The sequence below is a fragment of the Lysinibacillus agricola genome (genome assembly GCF_016638705.1).
Taxonomy (GTDB): Bacteria; Bacillota; Bacilli; order Bacillales_A; family Planococcaceae; genus Lysinibacillus; species Lysinibacillus agricola.
Genome location: NZ_CP067341.1, coordinates 1,110,349 through 1,131,339, shown reverse-complemented (window position 1 = coordinate 1,131,339; position 20,991 = coordinate 1,110,349). Strand labels below are relative to the sequence as shown.

The following is a 20,991-nucleotide window of genomic DNA, read 5'->3' as shown; positions in this document are numbered from 1 at the left end:
ATTACTCAGCTGCCTTTTTAGCAAAGGTTGTATTCACAAGCTTTTCATAATCCACCCGTTGAGGAAGTTCACCTGCTTCCTCCATAATCGTTTGCAAGTTATCCCATTCCTCCTTCTCCAAAATAGGATCTGTAGCATAGGAACCCTGAGATTTATAACGCTCTACCACTGTTTCAATTAAAGCAACATCTACATTTTCAAAGTATGGCTGAATAATTTTCGCTACTTCAGCTGAACTCTCTTTTTGCACAAAATCCTGCGCTCGTTTCAATGCATTTGTAAAGCTTTGAACTGTCTTCGCTTTATCCTTCAAATAGCTACTTTTCGCCATAAACGATGTATAAGGTAAATGCCCAGATTCAGCACCAAATGAAGCAACAATATAGCCTTTACCTTCTTTCTCAAAGATGCTCGCAGTTGGTTCAAATAGCTGTACAAAGTCCCCTGTTCCAGAAGCAAAGGCCGTAGAAATATTAGCAAAATCAATGTTTTGAATGAGTGTTAAATCGTTCGCAGGGTCAATGCCATGCTTTTTTAGTACGAACTCACCCGCCATTTGTGGCATTCCGCCTTTACGTTGCCCTAAAAATGTAGAGCCTTTTAATTGATCCCAGGAAAAATTATCCATCTTTTCGCGCGCCACTAAAAATGTGCCATCTGTTTGTGTTAACTGTGCAAAATTTTGAATCGGATCATTGGAGCCCTGGAGCGTTACGTAGATGGAAGTTTCCGATCCAACTAAGGCAATATCAATTCCATCAGAAAGTAACGCCGTCATCGTCTTATCGCCACCTGCAATCGTTTGTACCTCAACAGAAAGTCCTTCGTCCTCGAAGAACCCTTTTTCAAGTGCTACATACTGCGGCGCATAGAAAATCGAGCGCGTCACTTCTCCAACCTTGACTTTTTCATGCTCCGTTTTATTACACGCCGTCAAAGAAAGGAGTAACAAAGCAAAAACACTAAATAATAAACCTCTTTTAAACCAACGCATTCCATTTCCTCCTTGATTGATGAAAATAAGCCTATCGACATTAACTTATTCATATCGGAAGATTTCGGTGCCTATATCTTTTAAAACTGTTCTACATCAAATGTTAGGTTGAGGTTCTATTAGCTAGTTCGATTCTATCCGTCACTTTCGACTTTTTATCCGTCACTTTGACTGTTCTATCCGTCGTTTTGGCTCTTCTTTCCGTCACTTCGATCCTATCCGTCGCTTTGGTGGTTCTATCCGTCGCCTTGGCTTTTCATTCCGTCGCTTTGGCTCTTCATTCCGTCACTTCGATCCTATCCGTCGCTTTGATGGTTCTATCCGTCGCCTCGGCTCTTCATTCCGTCACTTCGATCCTATCCGTCGCTTTGGTGGTTCTATCCGTCGCCTTGGCTTTTCATTCCGTCACTTCGATCCTATCCGTCGCCTTGGCTCTTCTTTCCGTCACTTCGATGGTTCTATCCGTCGCTTTGATGATTCTATCCTTCACTTCGATAGTTCTATCCGTCGCTTCGGCTCTTCTTTCCGTCACTTCGATTCTATCCGTCGCTTTGGCTCTCTAAAGAACCCTTAAAACAAAGAAAAACAGCCTTAGCTATTCAACGCTAAGACTGTTTCTCTCAGATAAAGTTATTTTCACTAGTTAGCAGCTTGTTGCTCTTCTCTTTTTTCACGCCATAAACGTGTTTTATAGACGATTAAAATTAACGCTGCTACAATGAGCCCTTCAACCATTGGAAGATATAATGCAAAAAATGTTAACATAATACACCCTACAAACAGGAAAATATAAATAATAATATTTTGTGATAGTTTTAATTTCTTTGCAAAGCCTAGTTTATAAACAAGTGCAGAGAGCAAAAACACTAAAGCAAACAGAACATAACCTGCCATTTCGTAGTTAGGTAAGTTTTCATATAAAAAACGCGTTACTCCGGCCATTTTTTCATAAGCATCTGCTGTTTCCTTTGCGTTTGCTTGTTCAGCAACTTGAATAACATTTAGTTCACCAAATAAAGCGGACTTAATACCCAAGACTCCTCTTCCTTTCGTGGAAGCAAAAAATTATTGTTCAGCGTTTTTTAATTTTTTCGCTGCTTTTTCACGTTCATTTTTGTCTAGAATTTGTTTACGAAGGCGAATAGATTCTGGCGTGATTTCTAGGTACTCATCATCACTTAAGAATTCTAATGCTTCTTCTAGTGTTAATAAACGTGGCTTTTTAATAACGTTTGTCGCGTCTTTTGTCGCAGAACGAACATTCGTTTTTTGCTTCATTTTTGTAATGTTTACAGTGATATCATTATCACGTGTATTTTCACCAACAATCATACCTTCATAAATTTCAGTACCTGGTTCTACAAATAGTGTACCACGGTCCTCTACTTGCATCATACCATAAGTTGTTGATTTACCAGTTTCCATTGATACAAGTACACCTTGGTGACGACCACCAATACGACCTGAAATAAATGGTTGGTAGCAATCGAAAGTATGGTTAATGATACCAAAGCCTTTAGTCATTGACATGAATTCAGTTGTATAACCGATTAAACCACGTGCAGGAACTAAGAATGTTAAACGAACTTGGCCATTGCCATTGTTCACCATATCTAACATTTCACCTTTACGAGTACCGATTGATTCGATAATTGAACCAACATTTTCTTCTGGAACGTCAATTTGTACACGTTCAAATGGTTCACATTTTACGCCATCAACTTCACGGATGATTACTTGAGGTTTTGATACTTGTAACTCAAATCCTTCACGACGCATATTTTCAATTAGGATCGATAGGTGAAGCTCACCGCGACCAGAAACAGTCCAAGCATCTGGTGAATCTGTATCTTCAACGCGTAAAGAAACGTCCGTTTGAAGTTGTGAACGTAAGCGTTCTTCTACTTTACGTGCTGTTACCCATTTACCTTCACGACCTGCAAATGGTGAGTTGTTTACTAAGAAAGTCATTTGTAATGTTGGCTCATCGATACGTAACGGCGTTAGCGCTTCTGGGTGCTCAACAGGGCAAACTGTTTCACCAACGTTGATGTCTTCCATACCTGAAACGGCGATTAAGTCACCAGCTTTTGCTGTCTCAACTTCTTCACGTTTTAAGCCGAAGAAACCAAAGATTTTCGTTACACGGAAGTTTTTCACTGTTCCGTCTAACTTCATAAGAGATACTTGTTGACCTACAGAAATTGTTCCGCGGAATACGCGACCAATACCGATACGTCCAACGAAGTCATTATAGTCAAGTAAAGCTACTTGGAATTGTAATGGCTCTTCTGAGTTATCAATTGGTGCTGGAATAGCTTCGATAATTTTCTTAAATAGACATTTCATATCCACTTCTTGCTTAGATGGATCAGCGTCTAAAGAAGCTGTACCATTTACACCTGAAGCATAGACAACAGGGAAGTCTAATTGATCTTCATCTGCACCTAGTTCAATGAATAATTCAAGTACTTCATCTACTACTTCTAGTGGACGAGCTGAATCTTTGTCTACTTTATTAACAACAACGATTGGTGTTAAACGTTGTTCTAATGCTTTTTTCAACACAAAACGTGTTTGTGGCATACAACCCTCATACGCATCGACAACTAGTACAACGCCATCTACCATTTTTAAAATACGTTCTACCTCACCACCGAAGTCAGCGTGTCCAGGCGTATCAAGGATGTTGATACGAGTTCCTTCATAGTTTACTGCTGTATTTTTAGCTAAAATCGTAATACCACGTTCGCGTTCAATATCATTAGAGTCCATTGCACGTTCTTCAACACGTTCGTTTGAACGGAATGTACCTGATTGTTTTAGTAATTGGTCGACTAAAGTAGTTTTACCATGGTCAACGTGGGCGATTATTGCGATATTGCGAAGATCTTGACGTAAGTTTGTCATTATTCCACTCCATATTCTTTTTTCGAATGTTTAACTGTGTTATTATAGCACATGAAGGGTAGAAATGTCCTTACTAGAATTTTCATCGTTCTAAAAAATATATTTGATTTACAAATTTTTACTATAGGAGGCTCGGCTATGAATCGTGCAAAATTCGTAATGGCCATTTACGCATTAGCAGCTGTTTTAGCAATGTGTTCTATCGGATATTCTGTGGCAACTGGTAGTGGATTTGGTATAATAGCAGGCATTGTGGCTACTTGTGTCATTTTCATGACAGCCTTTAAAATGAAACGTAAACTGCGTGAGCAAGGATTACTTTAATAGTAAAAAGGAGCCTGTCTAAAATAGACGGCTCCTTTTTTATTCATAAGGCACAATATATTTTTCTAATAACTCTTTGTGAATAGAAGGGTTGGCAATGATAAAAGTATCCTGATGTAGGAAATCAAAGTCCTCACCATGTAAGTTAGTAGCGACGGCCCCAACTTCATTAGCAATAATGGTACCCCCAGCAATATCCCATGGTGATAGTCGCATAGATACATAAGCATCTAGTTTACCACTAACAACAAACGCTATTTCCATTGCGGCTGAACCATACGACCGTGTACCACGTACTTTCCGAACCATTTCAATTACTTTTTCATGATGAATATGTCGATTTGGTGCTACCCAGTGTGCGTTTATACCAACGACCGATTCCTCGATTTTGACTGGCTGCAATTTACGTAATGGTGAGTCATTGTACCATGCCCCTTCGCCTGCAATTGCATAAAATAAGTCACCACGCATCACATCAAATATGTAACCTAGCTTGCCTACCCCATTAATAAAAATACCGATAGAAATCATAAAATGACGATGTTGTTTAACAAAATTCATCGTGCCGTCTATTGGATCAATAATCCATACAACGCCTTCTAATGACTCTACTTTCTCTCCCATTCCCTCTTCCCTAAAAATTTTGTGGGTTGGATCAAAAGCTCGTATTTTTTCTATAAAAAATAATTCTGTTTCACGGTCAATATTTGTGACAAGGTCATTTGCATTTGATTTTGTCTCGATAACTAAATTGTACGAAAAGGCCTCTCGAATACGACTACTTGCTTCAAATATAATACTTTTTGCAAATTGATCAATTTGTTGTAAATCCATAAAAACCCACCCTTCGAATATAAGAAAAGGCACTATGCTTTCGGGCCTTACTTAAAATACTTGCAACTTCTCAACACTCAAATAATGTGCTCGGGTTCTCATTGCTCATGATGTCATGGTTAAAAGTAGCACATAATACTCTGATATACTGTCCATTTTACACTTTATAACAATAAAAATCACCTGCTGTCGGAATATTCAGCAAGTGATTTTTCAAATTGGTATAAAATTTTTATTACGCATAGGCGTGCAAACTTTCAAGTTCCATCTGAATTTCAGCCAGACGTTTTTTACTTTTTTCAATTTCAAGCTCATTTTTTTCATTCATTGCAGAGAATAAAGAGGCTAATTCATAATCTAATTCTAATTGTAAAATGTGTTCATATTGCTTTTCAATGTCAACTTTACGTATAATTTTTACGATTGGTTTCATAAAAATCACTTCCTTTTTTATTATTTTACAAGAACTTATCAGATTCGATAAAGTTCTTGTTATAAGATTTTTTCCCATTTTCCTAATAAAATAAACCTTATAAATCGAAAGGAGTTATTAAAATTGCCGAAAATAAAGTGGACTAACAAAGACTTCAATGTTTTTCAAATAGACGGTTTAGAACAGAGAATGGATGCATTAATTTCTTGTGTACGACCAAAATTCCAACTGCTAGGAGAGGATTTTTCTTCATTCTTTTCAAGTCATCTTGGAGAAGAGTTTTATCCTCATGTTGCGAAGCATGCACGAAGAACAGTAAATCCGCCAAACGACAGTTGGGTTGCCTTTGCTCCGTACAAAAGAGGGTATAAATCATTACCTCACTTTCAGATTGGTCTTTGGAGCACACATTTATTCATCGTCTTAGCTATTATTTATGAAGCTCCACAGAAAAATGTGATGGCAGAACGTTTAATTGCCAACAAAGCGATGCTACAGCAGCTTCCTGATGATTTTATTGTCTCTGGGGATCATATGTCTCCTGCTGCAATCTCCTTGCTAGAAGCAAAGGAAGACAAGCTAGATGAATTACTTGTTCGTTTGCGTGATGTTAAAAAAGGTGAGTTTTTAGTGGGCCGACATATTCCAAGAGATCAAGCAGTCAAGCTGTCAGCTAGTCAACTTCATCAATTAACGGAAGAAACCTTTAGCAGCTTACTCCCAATTTATAACATCATTGTTAGGAAATAAAGTCAGGAAGTATGGCGCTTCAAGTAATGTGACATAATAACTGAAACACTTTTTACTGACTAAACCTTATATTTATATATTGTGGATAATTTACGTTATTATTCCATCGAATGATAAAAAACGTAAATTTGTTCGGAGGATATTTATTGTGAGGCTATTTTCAAGCTTGTGGATAAAGCCATAGAGGAAATTTTATATTTTTTCGATGCTTTTCGAAAAAGCCTAGTTCTATTTTTTCGATTTAAATGCGTTGTCATAGCGTCCACTTTTGAAATGCATAAAATTACGCTATTATTGATTGGAGTGGAAGGCTACTCGAGTGCTCCTGTCGCTTAGCTTTCGTCGCAGAGCAAAGCTTCCCGCAGTGAAAGCGAGACAGGCGAGACCCTGCACGGAGCGAAGCGGAGGAAGCAAGTAGCCTGCAAAGATGAATGAGGACGTGAGATATACTCACGTCCTCATTTTTTATCGACGTTGCTTCGGTGCAACTTTAATAATCGTACCATCAGTTGCTTCTTTTGCTTGTTTAACAACAGGGTAACTGACAAAGCCACTTGCTTCTTCAAATTCACGGAAAATTGTTTTTTCCTCAGACTGTGAAGGAACAATTTCTTTAAAACGACGATATTTCGCCATCATTACTTCACGTTTAATGCCTTTTTCATAGGCTTTCTCAATACCTTCAAAAAATTGAACAACATCAATAATTTCCTCAGTTGACCAATCAGTTGAAAATGGATAAGAATATTCCATTGGACATAACCACCTTTATGTTACTGACCCCATTTTACCCGGATACTTCCTGCTTCTGCAACCATTCGAGTAATAAGCTCCTCAACTGTCGGGATATCGTGAATCATCCCTGTAACTTGTCCTGCCCAACCAAATCCTTCATCTTTCTCACCATCATAAATAAAACGTTTATTGGCATTACCACTAATATAGTTTTTCAACGCCTCATACGTTGGGGTCATTTGCTCAATTTCTAAAATCTTTTCCGTAAAATCATTGCGTAACGCTCTTGCTGGCGCTCCAATAGAACGCTTAATAATCGTTGTATCTGCTTCAGAACTTGCCAGTAATGCCTCTTTATAAGCCTCTGATGCATCAACACATTCCTTAGTTGCAATAAAACGCGTACCCATCTCAATTCCCTCTGCTCCTAGGGCATGAGCTGCCATCCAGCCTCGTCCATCTCCAATCCCACCAGAAGCAATAACAGGAATTTTCACACTATCTACAACCTGTGGTACAAGCACCATCGTACCTACATCATCACGACCAAGATGGCCACCGCCCTCTTGTCCCACAACCATAACAGCATCTGCGCCAAGTTGTTCCGCCTTTTGAGCTTGCCTACGTGCAGCCACAAGTACTAATTTTTTAATATCCGTTCCTGCCAATATATCAAAAATGGGTGCAGGATTCCCTCCAGTCATCGTAACAACCGGTACTTCTTCTTCTACTGCAACACGCACCATGTCCTCGTAGCCAGTACCATACATACCAATTGCAAAGTTTACACCAAACGGTTTATCCGTTAATGCTCGTACTTTATGAATCTCTGCGCGCAATAAGTCAGGATCTCGTAAACTCATTGCTGTTATTTGTCCCAACCCTCCAGCATTCGACACCGCTGCTGCTAAATCAGCATATGCTAAATAAGCTAATCCCCCTTGAATAATTGGGTATTTAACGTTTAAAAGCTTCGTCACACGTGTATTCCAATTCATAGTACCTCCCCTTTCGTACGTTACTAACTTCTCGAAATTATCAAAAAATCCTTTTAATTTTTCTGTAAAGTCTATTTTTTCATGTCATTAGGTGCTATAATTCATTTGTTTTCCTAGATATTATAAAAGTGAGGTGGTACCTGCGTTGTCACAACTAGAGACTCCATTGTTCGACGTATTACTTAAACATCGGAACAGACATCCAATTCAGTTCCATATTCCAGGCCATAAGAAAGGTCATGGTATGGATCCTGCATTCCGAGAATTCGTCGGCGACAACGTTTTATCAATTGATTTAATTAATATTGCTCCACTGGACGATTTACATTCACCAAAAGGCGCCATTAAAGAAGCGCAAGCACTTGCTGCCGAAGCCTTTGGTGCTGATCATACATTCTTTTCCGTTCAAGGTACTAGTGGCGCCATCATGACGATGATTCTGACCGTCGTCGGTCCAGGTGATAAGATTCTAGTGCCACGGAATGTTCATAAATCCATTATGTCGGCGATTGTGTTCGCTGGTGCAATCCCGATTTTTATTCATCCTGAAGTAGATAGTGAATATGGCATTTCTCATGGAATATCGCCTGAAGCTGTCGAAAAAGCTTTAAATGCTTATCCAGATACAAAGGCAGTTCTTGTTATTAATCCAACGTACTACGGCTTCTCAGCGGATTTAAAGCGTATTGTTGACATAGTTCATAGCCGTAATATCCCTGTAGTTGTCGATGAAGCTCATGGTGTCCACATTAAATTCCATGATGAGCTTCCTTATTCTGCAATGGAAGCTGGAGCTGATATGGCTGCAACAAGTGTACATAAGCTTGGTGGCTCCATGACTCAAACATCTATTTTAAATGTACGGGAAGGACTTGTTTCTGCAAAACGTGTACAAGCTATTTTCTCGATGCTAACTACAACATCGACATCTTATCCATTACTTGCTTCACTTGACACAGCACGACGTCAGCTAGCAATCCATGGTTATGATTTAATTGGTGATGCACTTCGCCTAGCAAAAGATGCTCGTAAACGCATTAACCAAATTCCACATTTAAAATGCGCAGGTAAAGAAAAATTAAATTCATCTGCAACTTATGATATGGATCCTTTAAAGCTGCTAATAAGTGTTAAAGATTTAGGTATCTCTGGTCATCAAGCTGAAGAATGGCTTCGTTACAATGCAAATATTGAAGTAGAATTATCGGATCTATACAATATTTTATGTTTAGTGACATTGGGCGATACAAAAAAGGAAATTAACCTCCTCATTAACGCCCTAAGTCGTATGTCGAAAGCATTCGATTCAGAAGCTGCTATTACTGAAGCAGTAGTCAATGTACCGGGAATTCCAGCACTTGCCATGTCACCGCGTGATGCATTTTATGCAGATACTGAAGTTGTTCCTCTAGCAGAAGCGGATAATTGTATTTGTGCAGAATTTGTTATGGTATATCCCCCTGGTATTCCGATTTTTATTCCCGGGGAAATAATTACCCAAGAAAATATTCGTTATATTCAAATGAATATTGAAGCTGGTTTACCTGTTCAAGGACCAGAAGATACAACCTTAAAAACGATTCGCGTCATAAAAGAACGCAAACCTATTATTTAGTGGCAAAGCTACCTCAGAAAGAGGTAGCTTTTTGTCGATTAATGATAATAAAACCAAGAAGAGAGCATACCAAAAATAGGGAAAATAAGCCACGAAAAATCCCCAACAGTCTTATGATCCGAATTATTTGAATCAGAAGCTATTGGTATATGTTATTTTTCTTCACCTGTAATAAGCTGGTCTAAAGAAATTTTATATAAATCACTTAACCTTCTCAAATTATCAATATCAGGATAGCCTTTTCCTAACTCCCATTTTGAAACGGATTGTCTTGAAATATTTAAAAAACCTGCGACATCATCCTGCGTATACTTATGTTGTTCTCTCAATTCCTTTAAACGGTTTTCTAAATTCATTGAATTTCAGCTCCGACTTATAGGATTTTGATCAAATAATAATGGATTATTACACTTTATTCTAGAAGTTATTATCTGCAAATTCGCAACGCATAGTTGCCTTCAATGAATACTGAGCAAAAAATTCGATTCTGTATTGTATTTAACTTACAATATTTCGTAAGGGAGTGATGGAATGAACGCATGGGATCAACGATTTAAAACAGCCGAATATGTTTACGGTGAGCAACCAAATGCATTTATAGAAGACTATGTACATTATTTGAAAGATTATCCAAATGTAGCTGCATATGCAGAAGGTGAAGGTCGAAATGCTGTATTTTTAGCTTTACAGGGACATACAGTAACTGCCTTTGATTATGCCGAAAGCGGTCTTGAGAAAACAGATCAGCTGGCAAAAAAACATAATGTTACAGTTAATACAAAGCTTACTGATTTACTCCAAGATGAACTACCAGTAGAAATGTTTGATGCTGCTATAATGGTATTTGGCCATTTTCCAGCTGAACAGCAACAAGAAGTGTTTAAGAGGATTGTAGATTCTGTAAAATCTGGCGGTCGTATTATGATGGAATTTTATTCAATTTATCAACTTCCCTATGACTCAGGTGGCCCAAAACAGCTTGATTTTTTATATGATCCATTGAATGTTCTAAAATGGTGTCAACCTTATAAAATTATCCATTTTTTAACAGGTGAACAAGTGCGAAATGAAGGTATACTCCACAATGGCCTTGCTCATACCATTCAATTGATTATCGAAAAAAGTTAAAAACTATATACATACTCTGTAAAATTAAGTACAAGTGAATGTACCTATTTATTGGAAGCGTAGTTGATTGGCTTTAATGTCAGACATTAAATATAAATTAAGTACATCACTTGAATATAGTGGTGTACTTTTTTTATATATTAGACGTCTAAATGACCTCATTTACTACAACACTATTTTAATTTCGAATAAAAACAGAGTTATTTAACAGAGCCTTTTCTTTATTAAACTAACAGGGCAGTTTAGTTATAGAAGGAAATTTTTAAGTAAATAGCGAATTGTTATAATGGAATATATTACTAAATAAGGAAGCTGTAACGAAGAAGTTGGAGGTGATTTTTTTGAAGAAGGTTATTATTGGGCTATGTATAGTTGTAACTGGATTTATCCTCTTTATCGCACAAGATGAATTTGAAGGGAACGATACTGCAAATGGTATTGAAAAAATGTTTTCTGGTCAAATTTTTGATGTTGCACAAGAGAAATTTACTGTACACTCTATGGGATTAAGCCCAGAAGAAAATGTCCTTACAGTTAGAATTGAAAAAAAACAATACAAAGAACAAACAGAGGAATACTTTAGAGACATTTTAGATTCTCTTGGTATTGAGAGTTATGAACTTGAGGTAGTTCCTGTTGATTTAACTTTAAAATAAAGAAGTTTGTGAAAAATTACACTTAAACTAACGGGTGTTTTACTTGAAGATCATTGAGTTGCATAATGCAGCTCTTTTTTTCTTTATTGAACTAACGAGGTATTTAGTTGAATAAGCTGTTATGGAAGTAGAAAATTGTGGTAGGGTTTATGTTAAGGGGGAATTATTAATGGAGAATCTAGTTCGTTTATTATCAGAAAATGATTTAGAAGAGGCATCAACCATTTATACTTATGTTTTTTGTTCCGATCCTTGGAATGAGCCTTGGATTAATCAGACATCTTACAAACGATTAAAGGATATAAGTGAGACTCCTGGTTACATAGGGATAGGATATTTTGATTCTAATAATCAAATGATTGGTTTTTTAGTAGGAAATGAAGAGCAATGGGCGGATGGTAAGAGTTTTTACATCAATGAAATCTGTGTTCTAACTAATACTCAACAAAGTGGGATTGGTTCAAGTTTACTAAAATATTTAAAAAATATCCTTAAACAGAAAAACGTTGATACGGCATATTTATCAACTGAGAGAGGCAAAGGTAAACCAGAGTTGTTTTTCAGAAAAAATGGCTATGTAACAAATGAATCTAGAGTAATAATGACTACAACCATTTTTTAACTTGAGTACATAAAAAGCTGTAATCCTTATTGAACTACCGGAGTGCTTTAGTTGAAGAAGATAGACAAACCAGAAGCAACAATCTTTTAGAAAAGAGCCTTGAGAAAACAGCCTAGTAAAAAATCAATTTGTTGTAGTAAATGAGGTAATTTGTAGTACAAAAAAGGATAGAGGGAGCAATGCCTAATATGCTCATCTATCCTTTCTTTTTTTATCCTATATAATGTCTGACATCAAATAGAAACCTATTCATATAATACATTCTAAGAAATATCTTGACTTTTAATAAAAGATTTTCTGTATATAGCTTTTTTTTACAAAAACAAATAAACAAATAGTGGACATAGAAATGCGCCAATAATTGCAGTTAAGCCCATAGATAACGAGCCTACTGATAATTCTTGTTCTCCGTATTCTCTTAATTTAACAAGTCCTACGCCATGTGAAGCACTACCGACTGCAACACCTCTACTAACGGCTGAGTCAATTTTGCCGTATTTAATGACTAACGGTCCGATAATAGCGCCTACAAACCCTGCCAGCATTACAAGCACAGCTGTTAAGGGTGGAATGCCGCCAATTGTCTCACTCACCTGCATACCTACAGGTGTCGTTAATGATTTAGGCAAGGCCGTCAGCATCCAGCTTTCATTGACACCAATCCATTTCAGCATAACAAATATTGTCACTAGGCCCGTAATCATGGCGATAAAAATGCCTGACAAGATAGCATACTTATATTTCATAATGATTGCGCGCTGGTTATATAGGGGATATGCAAGTGCTACAACTGCTGGACCTAGCATTTTTTGAAGCCACTCTCCCCCCTCCATATAAGTAGAATATGGAATATTAAAGACTACTAACATGACTGCACTGACGATGGTCGTTGTCACTAGCGGAATCATTAAAGGATGTGGGAAACGTTGATAAAGTTTTGTAAATAACATGAACAACACAATGGTGCCAATGATAACAATAATTTCAGTCAACGGTTAATTCCCCCTCTCCATCCTCTACAATAGCTTCTGATTCTTTTTTAGCCAGCTCTTTTCTCTCGATAATTTGACTAAGTAATCCCGTAACATAAATAGAGATTAATGTACTAGCTATAACTGCTAGAATGATCAACAGGCCCGTTGTTGACAAAAGCTCAGGATAGTCAATCACTCCTACTGTTGCAGGAATGAAGAACAATGTTAATACACCAATTAAAAAGCCTGCTCCATCTTGGATGTATTCTACTTTAATTATTTTAAAATTGAGTGCAAGTGCTAATAATAGTAATCCAATTACACTTCCTGGAAGAGGTACATGTAATAAAGTTACAATCCCCACGCCCATGTAATAAAAAATATTGAGTACCCCAATCTGAACAATAATACGAACAACTCTCTTTAACATCGCAGCAAAATTCTCGTTCAACATTTCGCCACATTTCACCCCCTATTACGTTCATTCTACATCTGCAGAAATTTTCTGTCTATTATAATTTTAGGAAAACAATAGAAAAAGAAGATAGCTCAAAAACATTTTGAACCACCTTCTTTCATTACATAAGAAAAAGAGGTTGTCTAAAAACTGAACTACATTCATTTGTTAGACATCAGTAAATTTGGGTCATCACCATAACGTGGGGTTGATTTCCGTTCCGACTGGGCGCTTTGCCGCTGACGCTTCGCTTTCGCGCAGATAAAACATTGTTGCTGACGCTTCGCTTTCGCACAGATAAAACATTGTTGCTGTCGCTTCGCTTTCGCACAGATAAAACATTGTTGCTGACGCTTCGCTTTCGCACAGATAAAACATTGCCGCTGACGCTTCGCTTTCGCGCAGAGCAAAACTTCCTGGGGGCGTCCGATGAGCCGCTTGGGCCAACACGATGTTGGTCACGAAGGCGCTATCACAGGAAGTGATGGTTTTAGCCTTCGTTCCTCTATCGCTGATCCCCGAGGAGTCGCCCAACCTCCACTCCAATCAACTTATTTACATAGTATACGTTTTAACAAAATGTCATCCACAACTTTTGGTGATGGTCCTTAAATATTCCTTTTCTCAAAAAATATTACTATTTTAGTTACTTCTATAATGCATGTCCTGAACCGCCATCAATATTTACAGAAGTGCCTGTCACATAGCTCGCTGCATCTGATACTAAAAATGTGATGACATTTGCCGCTTCTTGAGTATCCCCTACGCGACCAAGTGGAATCGATTGACCTACTTTGCGAGAATAATCCCCCCACGAAAGTTCTGCCGCTTCTTCTTTCCATTTCTTCTCTATTTGATCACTACGAATAAGCCCAATACAAACCGAATTCACTCGAATATTATCTTTACCTAAATCTTTGCTCATGGCTTTCGTTAATGCCAGCCCTGCAGCACGACTTACAGTAGTAGGAAGGGAATTTGCTGGTGGTGTTTTAGCCATTACCGCAGTCACATTAACAATTGCACCGCCGCCAACCTTACGCATATGAGGTGCAGCATATTTTGAACAATTGACAGCACCAAATACTTTTAAATCTAAATCAGCCTGCCATAGCTCACTACTAACCGATTCAAAAGGATTAGCTGAAGCTGTACCTGCATTATTAATAAGGATGTCAAGTCGGCCAAAATGTTCTACCGTTCGTTCAATTAAGCGCTTACAATCCTTTTCCTTTGTAATATCAGTCGGTACAATTAAAACGTCCTCACCCGTTTCGTTTTTAATACAACTAGCAGCCACTTGAAGCTGTTTTTCACCACGAGCACAAAGTACAACCTTCGCCCCCTCTTTCACAAGCTGCATCGCTGTGTAATAACCAATTCCCTTACTTGAACCTGTAATAACTGCTACTTTCCCCTGTAATCCTAGTTCCATTTTATCACCCCCGGTTTTTTTCAACTTCTCTTGTTCGGCAGGCATCGTTACTTTTGAACATCTAGCCATCAATTTCTAAAATCTATCTTTCAATTTGCTAGGTCTATCCATCACTTCGAACTATATTTTTTGAATATTCATTCGATATAGTTACTTTATCAAAATTACAAGTAATATACAAAAAACGGCTACAAAGCAAATGCTTTATAGCCGTTCCAATTAACTCTATTATTTTTTCGTTACAATATGGATTGGGTTGCCAAGTAATACTTCAGCAGCTTCCATTGTAATTTCACCTAATGTTGGGTGAGCATGGATTGTTAAAGCAATATCTTCAGCAGTCATGCCGCCTTCAATTGCTAAGCCCATTTCAGCAATCATATCTGATGCACCAGCACCTACGATTTGAGCACCGATTAATAAGCCATCTTCTTTACGCGCAACAAGCTTCACGAAACCTTCTGTTTGGTTTAATGCAAGTGCACGACCATTTGCTGCGAATGGGAATTTCGCTGCAGTGTATTCAATGCCTTCAGCTTTCGCTTCATCTTCGTTATAACCAACTGTTGCCATTTCTGGATCTGTGAAGCATACAGCAGGAATAGCTAAATAATCAACGATTGATTTTTCACCAGCAATTGCTTCAGCAGCAACTTTACCTTCGTAAGATGCTTTATGAGCAAGCTGAGGACCTGCTACAATATCACCAATTGCATAGATGTTTGGAATATTTGTACGACATTGTTTGTCGACATTGATAAGACCGCGTTCACCGAATTCAATACCGATTTCAGCAAGGCCCATTTCATCTGTATTTGGACGACGACCTACAGTTACTAATACATAGTCAGCTTCAACTTTTTTCTCTTCTCCGCCAACTTCATATGTTACTACCACGCCGTTTTCTGTTTCTTCAACGCCTTTTGCAGATGCGTTTACTTCCATTTCAACGCCTTTCTTTTTAAGGCCTTTTTTCACGATTTGTGTCATTTGTTTTTCGAAGCCAGCTAAGATATCTTTGCCGCCTTCGATAATTGTTACTTGTGAGCCAAGATTAGCATAAGCTGAGCCTAACTCTGTACCAATATAGCCTCCACCGATAACGACTAATTTACCAGGTACTTCTTGTAAAGAAAGTGCGCCAGTAGAGTTTAGTACGCGATCAGAGAATTTAAATGTTGGAATTTCAACTGGGCGAGAACCTGTTGCGATAATTACATTGTTAAATGTGTAAGTTTGAGCAGATTCACCATTGATGATACGCACTGAATTAGCGTCAACGAAATAAGCTTCACCTTGTACAATTTCAACTTTGTTACCTTTAAGTAGGCCTTCAACACCGCCAGTTAATTTTTTAACAACGCTGTCTTTAAATGCTTGTGCTTTTGAGAAGTCTAATTTCACATCAGAAGCGATGATACCCATGTCATCTGAATGTTTAGCATGCTCAAAACGGTGACCTACTGAAATTAATGCTTTTGATGGGATACAACCTACGTTTAAGCACACACCACCAAGTACATTTTTTTCAACGATTGTTACTTTTTGGCCAGTTTGAGCTGCACGGATTGCTGCTACATATCCTCCAGGACCTGAACCAATGACAAGAGTATCTGTTTCGATTGGAAAATCTCCTACTACCATTTTTGTTACGCCTCCATTAATAATAATTCTGGTTCACTTAACAAACGCTTTAAGTGATTTAAAGCATTTTGCGCAGTGGCTCCATCGATCATACGATGATCAAAGCTCAATGATAATGCTAACACAGGTGCGGCTACAATTTCACCATTTTTTATTACAGGTTTTTCTGAAATTCGACCAATACCTAAAATCGCTACTTCAGGATGATTAATTACCGGAGTAAACCACTGTCCTCCTGCAGAGCCGATATTCGTAATCGACATCGAAGCGCCTTTCATTTCATGTGGTGCAAGCTTGCCTTCACGCGCTTTAGTCGCTAATTCATTAATTTCATTAGATACTGCAAAAACAGATTTACGATCTGCGTGCTTAATAACAGGTACTAGTAAGCCTTTTTCTGTATCTGCTGCAATACCAATATTGTAGTAATGCTTCTGAATAATTTCTTGCATTGCATCATCTAATGAGCGGTTAAATTCTGGGAATTCGCGTAAAGTTGAAATAAGAGCTTTAACTACGTAAGGTAAGTACGTTAATTTAACACCTTTTTCAGCAGCGATATCTTTGAATTTTTTGCGATGTGCTACAAGAGCAGTTACATCGACTTCATCCATTAGTGTAACATGAGGAGCCGTTTGTTTCGAGTGAACCATTGCTTTTGCAATCGCTTTTCGAATGCCAGACATTTTCTCACGTGTTTCTGGGAATTCCCCTTCAAGGACTACTGGTGTTGCTTGTGCAGTTGTTTCTTGTTGAACAGCTTCTTCATTAGCAACTTGTGCCGCTTCAGCCTCAACAGTGCCTCCACCGTTTAGGAAATTCTCAATATCTTGTTTTAAAATACGACCATTTTTGCCTGTACCTTTAACTTCACGAATATTAACATCATTGTCTCGTGCAAATTTACGTACTGAAGGCATTGCAATGACACGCTTATTCTCTTCAGCTACAACTTCAGTCTTTTCAGGAGTTTTCTCTGGAGCCTGCTCATCTTCAACAGGTGCCTTTGCTACTTCCTTACCAGATTCAGCTGTCGCTTGAACTTGAGCCTCTGTTTTCGCTTCAGCATGGTCATCACCTTTTAGCTTTAAGTCTTCATAGCCAGGTGCATCAAAGCGGATTAAGACATCACCAACAACTGCTACTGTGCCTTCTCCTACTAAGACTTCCTCTACTGTCCCTTCAACTGGAGAAGGGATTTCTACCACTGCTTTATCGTTTTGTACTTCACAAAGAATATCGTCTTCTTTTACTGTATCCCCAGCTTTAACGAACCATTTCACGATTTCTCCTTCGTGAATACCCTCGCCAATATCCGGTAATCTGAATTCAAATGCCATGTGTACCCATCCTTTCTATTCACCGTTCTTCAAGTCTAGAAGCTACATTAGAATGTTAAAACTTTTTTAGCTGTTGCCATTACATCTTTATAGTTCGGTAACCAAACACCTTCAGCTTGTGGGAATGGGTACACAGTATCTGGTGCAGCCACACGAAGTACAGGTGCTTCTAAGCTTAAAATTGCGCGCTCTGTTATTTCAGCAACTACATTTGCAGCAATACCTGCTTGTTTTTGGGCTTCTTGTACAACGATTGCACGACCTGTTTTTTCAACTGATGCAATAATTGTTTCAATATCAATTGGTTGAATTGTACGTAAATCAATAACTTCTACAGAGTGGCCTTCTTTTTCTAGCTCTTCTGCAGCCTTTAAGCTTTCGTGAACCATTAAACCATAGGCAATGATTGTTAGATCTTTACCTTCACGTTTTACATCCGCTTTACCTAGTGGAATTTCGTATGCTTCCTCAGGTACCTCTTCACGGAATGAACGATATAATTTTAAATGCTCTAAGAAAATTACTGGGTTATCATTTCGAATAGATGAAATCAGTAAGCCTTTAGCATCGTATGGTGTTGATGGTACAACAACCGTTAAACCTGGCTGTGATGCCATTAAGCTCTCTAAGCTATCAGAGTGCATTTCAGGAGTATGCACACCCCCACCGAATGGTGAACGGATTGTTACTGGTGCATTATAGACACCACCACTACGATAGCTCATACGTGCTAATTGACCATTAATTGAATCCATTACTTCATAAACGAAGCCGAAGAACTGTATTTCAGGAACTGGACGGAAACCTTGTAGAGAAAGACCGATTGCTAAGCCACCAATACCTGATTCTGCTAATGGTGTATCGAATACGCGGTCAACACCAAATTCTTTTTGTAGGCCTTCAGTTGCGCGGAATACCCCACCGTTGACACCTACATCTTCCCCGAATACAAGAACGTTTTCATCGTTCTTTAATTCTGTGCGAAGTGCATCTGTAATTGCTTGAATCATCGTCATTTGTGCCATAGGTTATTTCGACTCCTTCTCTTTGTAGATTTCATACTGTTCTTTTAAATTAGATGGCATTTCGCCTTTATACATATTTTCCATTAACTCTGTTACTTTTTGTTTTGGAGCTGCATCGGCTTTTTTGATAGCTTCTTTAATTTCTTCTTTTGCACGTTCAATAACAACCTCTTCTTTTTGCTCATCCCATAGACCTTTCGCCTCTAGGTATTTACGGAAGCGTACAAGAGGGTCTTTTTGTGCCCATTCACTATCTGTATCAGATGTACGGTATCGCGTTGGATCATCCCCTGCCATTGTATGAGGACCATAGCGATAGCATAGTGTTTCAATTAAAGTTGGACCTTCACCATTGACTGCGCGCTCACGTGCATCGCGTGTTGCTACGTAAACTGCTAGCGCATCCATTCCATCTACTAAAATACTTGGTAAGCCTGCTGCTACACCTTTTTGAGCAATTGTTTTCGCAGCTGTTTGTAATTCGCGAGGTGTTGAAATTGCATATTGGTTATTTTGTACAATGAAGATCGCTGGTGATTTAAACGCACCTGCAAAGTTAATGCCTTCATAGAAATCCCCTTGTGATGAACCGCCGTCACCTGTATAAGTTACAGCTACAGCCTTTTTACCACGTTTTTGAATACCAAGTGCTACACCCGCCGCTTGAATATATTGTGCACCGATAATAATTTGAGGTGCTAATACGTTTACGCCTTCAGGAATTTGGTTCCCCATAAAATGACCACGTGAGAATAAAAACGCTTTATCTAAAGGTAAACCATGCCATACGATTTGTGGTACATCACGGTAACCTGGTAAAATCCAATCTTCTTTTTCTAACGCAAAGTGTGAAGCAAGTTGCGAAGCTTCTTGACCAGCCGTTGGAGCATAGAAGCCTAATCGACCTTGGCGGTTAAGAGAGATAGAGCGTTGGTCTAAAATACGTGTATAAACCATACGCGTCATTAACTCAACTAGCTCCTCGTCAGATAATTTTGGGTCTGCCTCGTCATTTATAATTTCGCCTTCTTCATTCAAAATTTGAAACATTTCAAATTTATCTTCGATTTCAGTTAGCGTTTGTTTAGCATCAAAAATATTATTGTTTTTATTGCTCATTTGTCACATCTCCCTTTCAGCTGTATTAAAATAAATCACCTTTGCAACTAGTACAACTTATTCTTTGCACTCAGTATACTGAATAAAATACTGTCGGTCAATCATATATTACGCGTACAAACAAAGATTTTTTCTAAAATAACGATTAAACAATACTGTCTCATACTGTACCATCAATTAATATAAACTGTATTATAACAATGTATTTATAGTACACAAACATTAAGTTTTCCGACATGATTACCAATAGTAGAATGCCCCAGTTCTAGACAATCTAATAGCTATAGAAAAAATTTTTAAGTATATTCAAATAAGGTCTTTTTTCATGTGATTGTTTTAATACGTGATGTATACTTATAAGTAAGGCACTACAAAGTTGAAAGGAAGATTCACATATGATTTTAATGGATGATATTATTCGCGAAGGTCATCCGACTTTACGCACAAAAACTGAGGAGGTTAAATTCCCTTTAACTGATGAAGTAAGACAGCTTGCAGAAGGTATGCTTCAATATTTAATAAACAGCCAAGATCCTGAAATTGCAGATAAATATGATTTACGTAGCGGCATTGGATTAGCTGCCAATCAAGTAAATAGCCTACATCGAATGTTTGCCCTTCATTTAATAGATGACAATGGCGAACAATTAAGTTTTGTAGCAATCAACCCAAAAATCGTTAGCCACTCTGTAGAAAACACATACCTTGCCACGGGTGAGGGTTGCCTTTCTGTAGACCGCAACGTTCCAGGCTATGTACCACGTCATGCTCGTGTTACAGTTAAATTTAAAACAGTTGACGGTGAAGAGAAAAAAATGCGACTTAAAGGCTTGCCTGCTATAGCCTTCCAACATGAATTAGACCACCTTAATGGCATAATGTTTTACGATCGCATCAATGAAAAAAATCCATTTGCGGAAATTCCAGATTCTACACCATATGAGCGTGACTAAGGGCACATAAAGAAAACAAACCCCTGCAGTTGTTTAACATCTGTA

Annotated in this window: 23 protein-coding genes; 7 read left to right on the top strand and 16 right to left on the bottom strand. The window is 38.1% G+C overall.

Features of this window, described 5'->3' with window-relative positions:
• Position 1 precedes the first annotated feature (1 nt).
• The 3 genes from FJQ98_RS05305 to typA form a co-directional block, all read right to left on the bottom strand.
• On the bottom strand, positions 2-994 hold the full coding sequence (locus tag FJQ98_RS05305) for an ABC transporter substrate-binding protein (RefSeq protein ID WP_053594684.1): 993 nt from the start codon (positions 992-994) through the stop codon (positions 2-4).
• 639 nt (positions 995-1,633) lie between these two features.
• The gene (locus FJQ98_RS05300; RefSeq protein WP_082340064.1) at positions 1,634-2,029 is read right to left on the bottom strand and encodes a YlaH-like family protein; all 396 of its coding nucleotides are present in this window, start codon (positions 2,027-2,029) and stop codon (positions 1,634-1,636) included.
• A gap of 30 nt (positions 2,030-2,059) precedes the next feature.
• Positions 2,060-3,904 carry a translational GTPase TypA gene (gene typA / locus FJQ98_RS05295; protein ID WP_053594685.1) on the bottom strand — a complete coding sequence of 615 codons (1,845 nt, stop codon included), beginning with the start codon at positions 3,902-3,904 and terminating at the stop codon, positions 2,060-2,062.
• A 138-nt stretch (positions 3,905-4,042) separates the two neighbouring features.
• Here typA and FJQ98_RS05290 point away from each other — a divergent pair, with 138 nt between their 5' ends.
• Entirely contained in the window at positions 4,043-4,228 is a 186-nt protein-coding gene (locus FJQ98_RS05290; protein ID WP_053594686.1) for a DUF5325 family protein, read from the top strand.
• A gap of 39 nt (positions 4,229-4,267) precedes the next feature.
• On the opposite strand, the gene FJQ98_RS05285 is transcribed toward FJQ98_RS05290, so the two are convergent.
• Both FJQ98_RS05285 and FJQ98_RS05280 read right to left on the bottom strand, forming a co-directional pair.
• Positions 4,268-5,062, bottom strand: a complete 795-nt coding sequence (locus tag FJQ98_RS05285) for an inositol monophosphatase family protein (protein WP_201406642.1) — start codon at positions 5,060-5,062, stop codon at positions 4,268-4,270.
• Between the two features lie 235 nt (positions 5,063-5,297).
• Entirely contained in the window at positions 5,298-5,495 is a 198-nt protein-coding gene (locus tag FJQ98_RS05280) for a hypothetical protein (RefSeq protein ID WP_053594688.1), read from the bottom strand.
• Between the two features lie 123 nt (positions 5,496-5,618).
• On the opposite strand from FJQ98_RS05280, the gene FJQ98_RS05275 reads away from it, so the two are divergent.
• On the top strand, positions 5,619-6,245 hold the full coding sequence (locus FJQ98_RS05275) for a YktB family protein (protein ID WP_053594689.1): 627 nt from the start codon (positions 5,619-5,621) through the stop codon (positions 6,243-6,245).
• A gap of 465 nt (positions 6,246-6,710) precedes the next feature.
• Here FJQ98_RS05275 and FJQ98_RS05270 read toward each other — a convergent pair whose 3' ends face one another.
• Positions 6,711-6,998: a UPF0223 family protein gene (locus FJQ98_RS05270; protein ID WP_053594690.1), complete on the bottom strand. Its 288-nt coding sequence runs from the start codon at positions 6,996-6,998 to the stop codon at positions 6,711-6,713.
• A gap of 20 nt (positions 6,999-7,018) precedes the next feature.
• The gene (locus tag FJQ98_RS05265; protein ID WP_053594691.1) at positions 7,019-7,978 is read right to left on the bottom strand and encodes an NAD(P)H-dependent flavin oxidoreductase; all 960 of its coding nucleotides are present in this window, start codon (positions 7,976-7,978) and stop codon (positions 7,019-7,021) included.
• A 145-nt stretch (positions 7,979-8,123) separates the two neighbouring features.
• On the opposite strand from FJQ98_RS05265, the gene FJQ98_RS05260 reads away from it, so the two are divergent.
• On the top strand, positions 8,124-9,593 hold the full coding sequence (locus FJQ98_RS05260) for an aminotransferase class I/II-fold pyridoxal phosphate-dependent enzyme (protein WP_053594692.1): 1,470 nt from the start codon (positions 8,124-8,126) through the stop codon (positions 9,591-9,593).
• 152 nt (positions 9,594-9,745) lie between these two features.
• On the opposite strand, the gene FJQ98_RS05255 is transcribed toward FJQ98_RS05260, so the two are convergent.
• Positions 9,746-9,949, bottom strand: a complete 204-nt coding sequence (locus FJQ98_RS05255; RefSeq protein WP_053594693.1) for a helix-turn-helix transcriptional regulator — start codon at positions 9,947-9,949, stop codon at positions 9,746-9,748.
• Between the two features lie 175 nt (positions 9,950-10,124).
• Here FJQ98_RS05255 and FJQ98_RS05250 point away from each other — a divergent pair, with 175 nt between their 5' ends.
• The 3 genes from FJQ98_RS05250 to FJQ98_RS05240 all read left to right on the top strand — a co-directional run bounded on the left by FJQ98_RS05250 (position 10,125) and on the right by FJQ98_RS05240 (position 11,999).
• On the top strand, positions 10,125-10,721 hold the full coding sequence (locus tag FJQ98_RS05250; protein WP_053594694.1) for a class I SAM-dependent methyltransferase: 597 nt from the start codon (positions 10,125-10,127) through the stop codon (positions 10,719-10,721).
• Positions 10,722-11,062: 341 nt separating this feature from the next.
• Positions 11,063-11,377: a YolC/YozM family protein gene (locus FJQ98_RS05245; RefSeq protein ID WP_053594695.1), complete on the top strand. Its 315-nt coding sequence runs from the start codon at positions 11,063-11,065 to the stop codon at positions 11,375-11,377.
• A gap of 169 nt (positions 11,378-11,546) precedes the next feature.
• Positions 11,547-11,999, top strand: a complete 453-nt coding sequence (locus tag FJQ98_RS05240) for a GNAT family N-acetyltransferase (protein ID WP_053594696.1) — start codon at positions 11,547-11,549, stop codon at positions 11,997-11,999.
• 314 nt (positions 12,000-12,313) lie between these two features.
• Here FJQ98_RS05240 and FJQ98_RS05235 read toward each other — a convergent pair whose 3' ends face one another.
• From FJQ98_RS05235 to pdhA, 8 genes are all read right to left on the bottom strand, one after another.
• Positions 12,314-12,991, bottom strand: coding sequence for an LrgB family protein (locus tag FJQ98_RS05235; RefSeq protein WP_053594697.1), 678 nt, complete (start codon positions 12,989-12,991; stop codon positions 12,314-12,316).
• The gene (locus tag FJQ98_RS05230) at positions 12,984-13,427 is read right to left on the bottom strand and encodes a CidA/LrgA family protein (protein WP_053594698.1); all 444 of its coding nucleotides are present in this window, start codon (positions 13,425-13,427) and stop codon (positions 12,984-12,986) included. The genes FJQ98_RS05235 and FJQ98_RS05230 overlap by 8 nt, the downstream gene beginning before the upstream one ends.
• A gap of 195 nt (positions 13,428-13,622) precedes the next feature.
• Positions 13,623-13,892, bottom strand: a complete 270-nt coding sequence (locus FJQ98_RS05225; RefSeq protein ID WP_201406641.1) for a hypothetical protein — start codon at positions 13,890-13,892, stop codon at positions 13,623-13,625.
• Between the two features lie 190 nt (positions 13,893-14,082).
• Positions 14,083-14,865, bottom strand: a complete 783-nt coding sequence (locus FJQ98_RS05220; protein WP_053594700.1) for an SDR family NAD(P)-dependent oxidoreductase — start codon at positions 14,863-14,865, stop codon at positions 14,083-14,085.
• Between the two features lie 228 nt (positions 14,866-15,093).
• Entirely contained in the window at positions 15,094-16,509 is a 1,416-nt protein-coding gene (gene lpdA / locus FJQ98_RS05215) for a dihydrolipoyl dehydrogenase (protein WP_053594701.1), read from the bottom strand.
• Positions 16,510-16,514: 5 nt separating this feature from the next.
• Positions 16,515-17,849, bottom strand: coding sequence for a dihydrolipoamide acetyltransferase family protein (locus FJQ98_RS05210; RefSeq protein WP_053594702.1), 1,335 nt, complete (start codon positions 17,847-17,849; stop codon positions 16,515-16,517).
• Between the two features lie 47 nt (positions 17,850-17,896).
• A complete protein-coding gene (locus FJQ98_RS05205; RefSeq protein ID WP_053594703.1) occupies positions 17,897-18,874 on the bottom strand; it encodes an alpha-ketoacid dehydrogenase subunit beta in 978 nt (325 codons plus the stop codon).
• A gap of 3 nt (positions 18,875-18,877) precedes the next feature.
• Positions 18,878-19,993, bottom strand: a complete 1,116-nt coding sequence (gene pdhA, locus FJQ98_RS05200; protein ID WP_053594704.1) for a pyruvate dehydrogenase (acetyl-transferring) E1 component subunit alpha — start codon at positions 19,991-19,993, stop codon at positions 18,878-18,880.
• 395 nt (positions 19,994-20,388) lie between these two features.
• On the opposite strand from pdhA, the gene def reads away from it, so the two are divergent.
• On the top strand, positions 20,389-20,946 hold the full coding sequence (gene def, locus FJQ98_RS05195; RefSeq protein ID WP_053594705.1) for a peptide deformylase: 558 nt from the start codon (positions 20,389-20,391) through the stop codon (positions 20,944-20,946).
• The last annotated feature ends 45 nt before the right edge of the window (positions 20,947-20,991 follow it).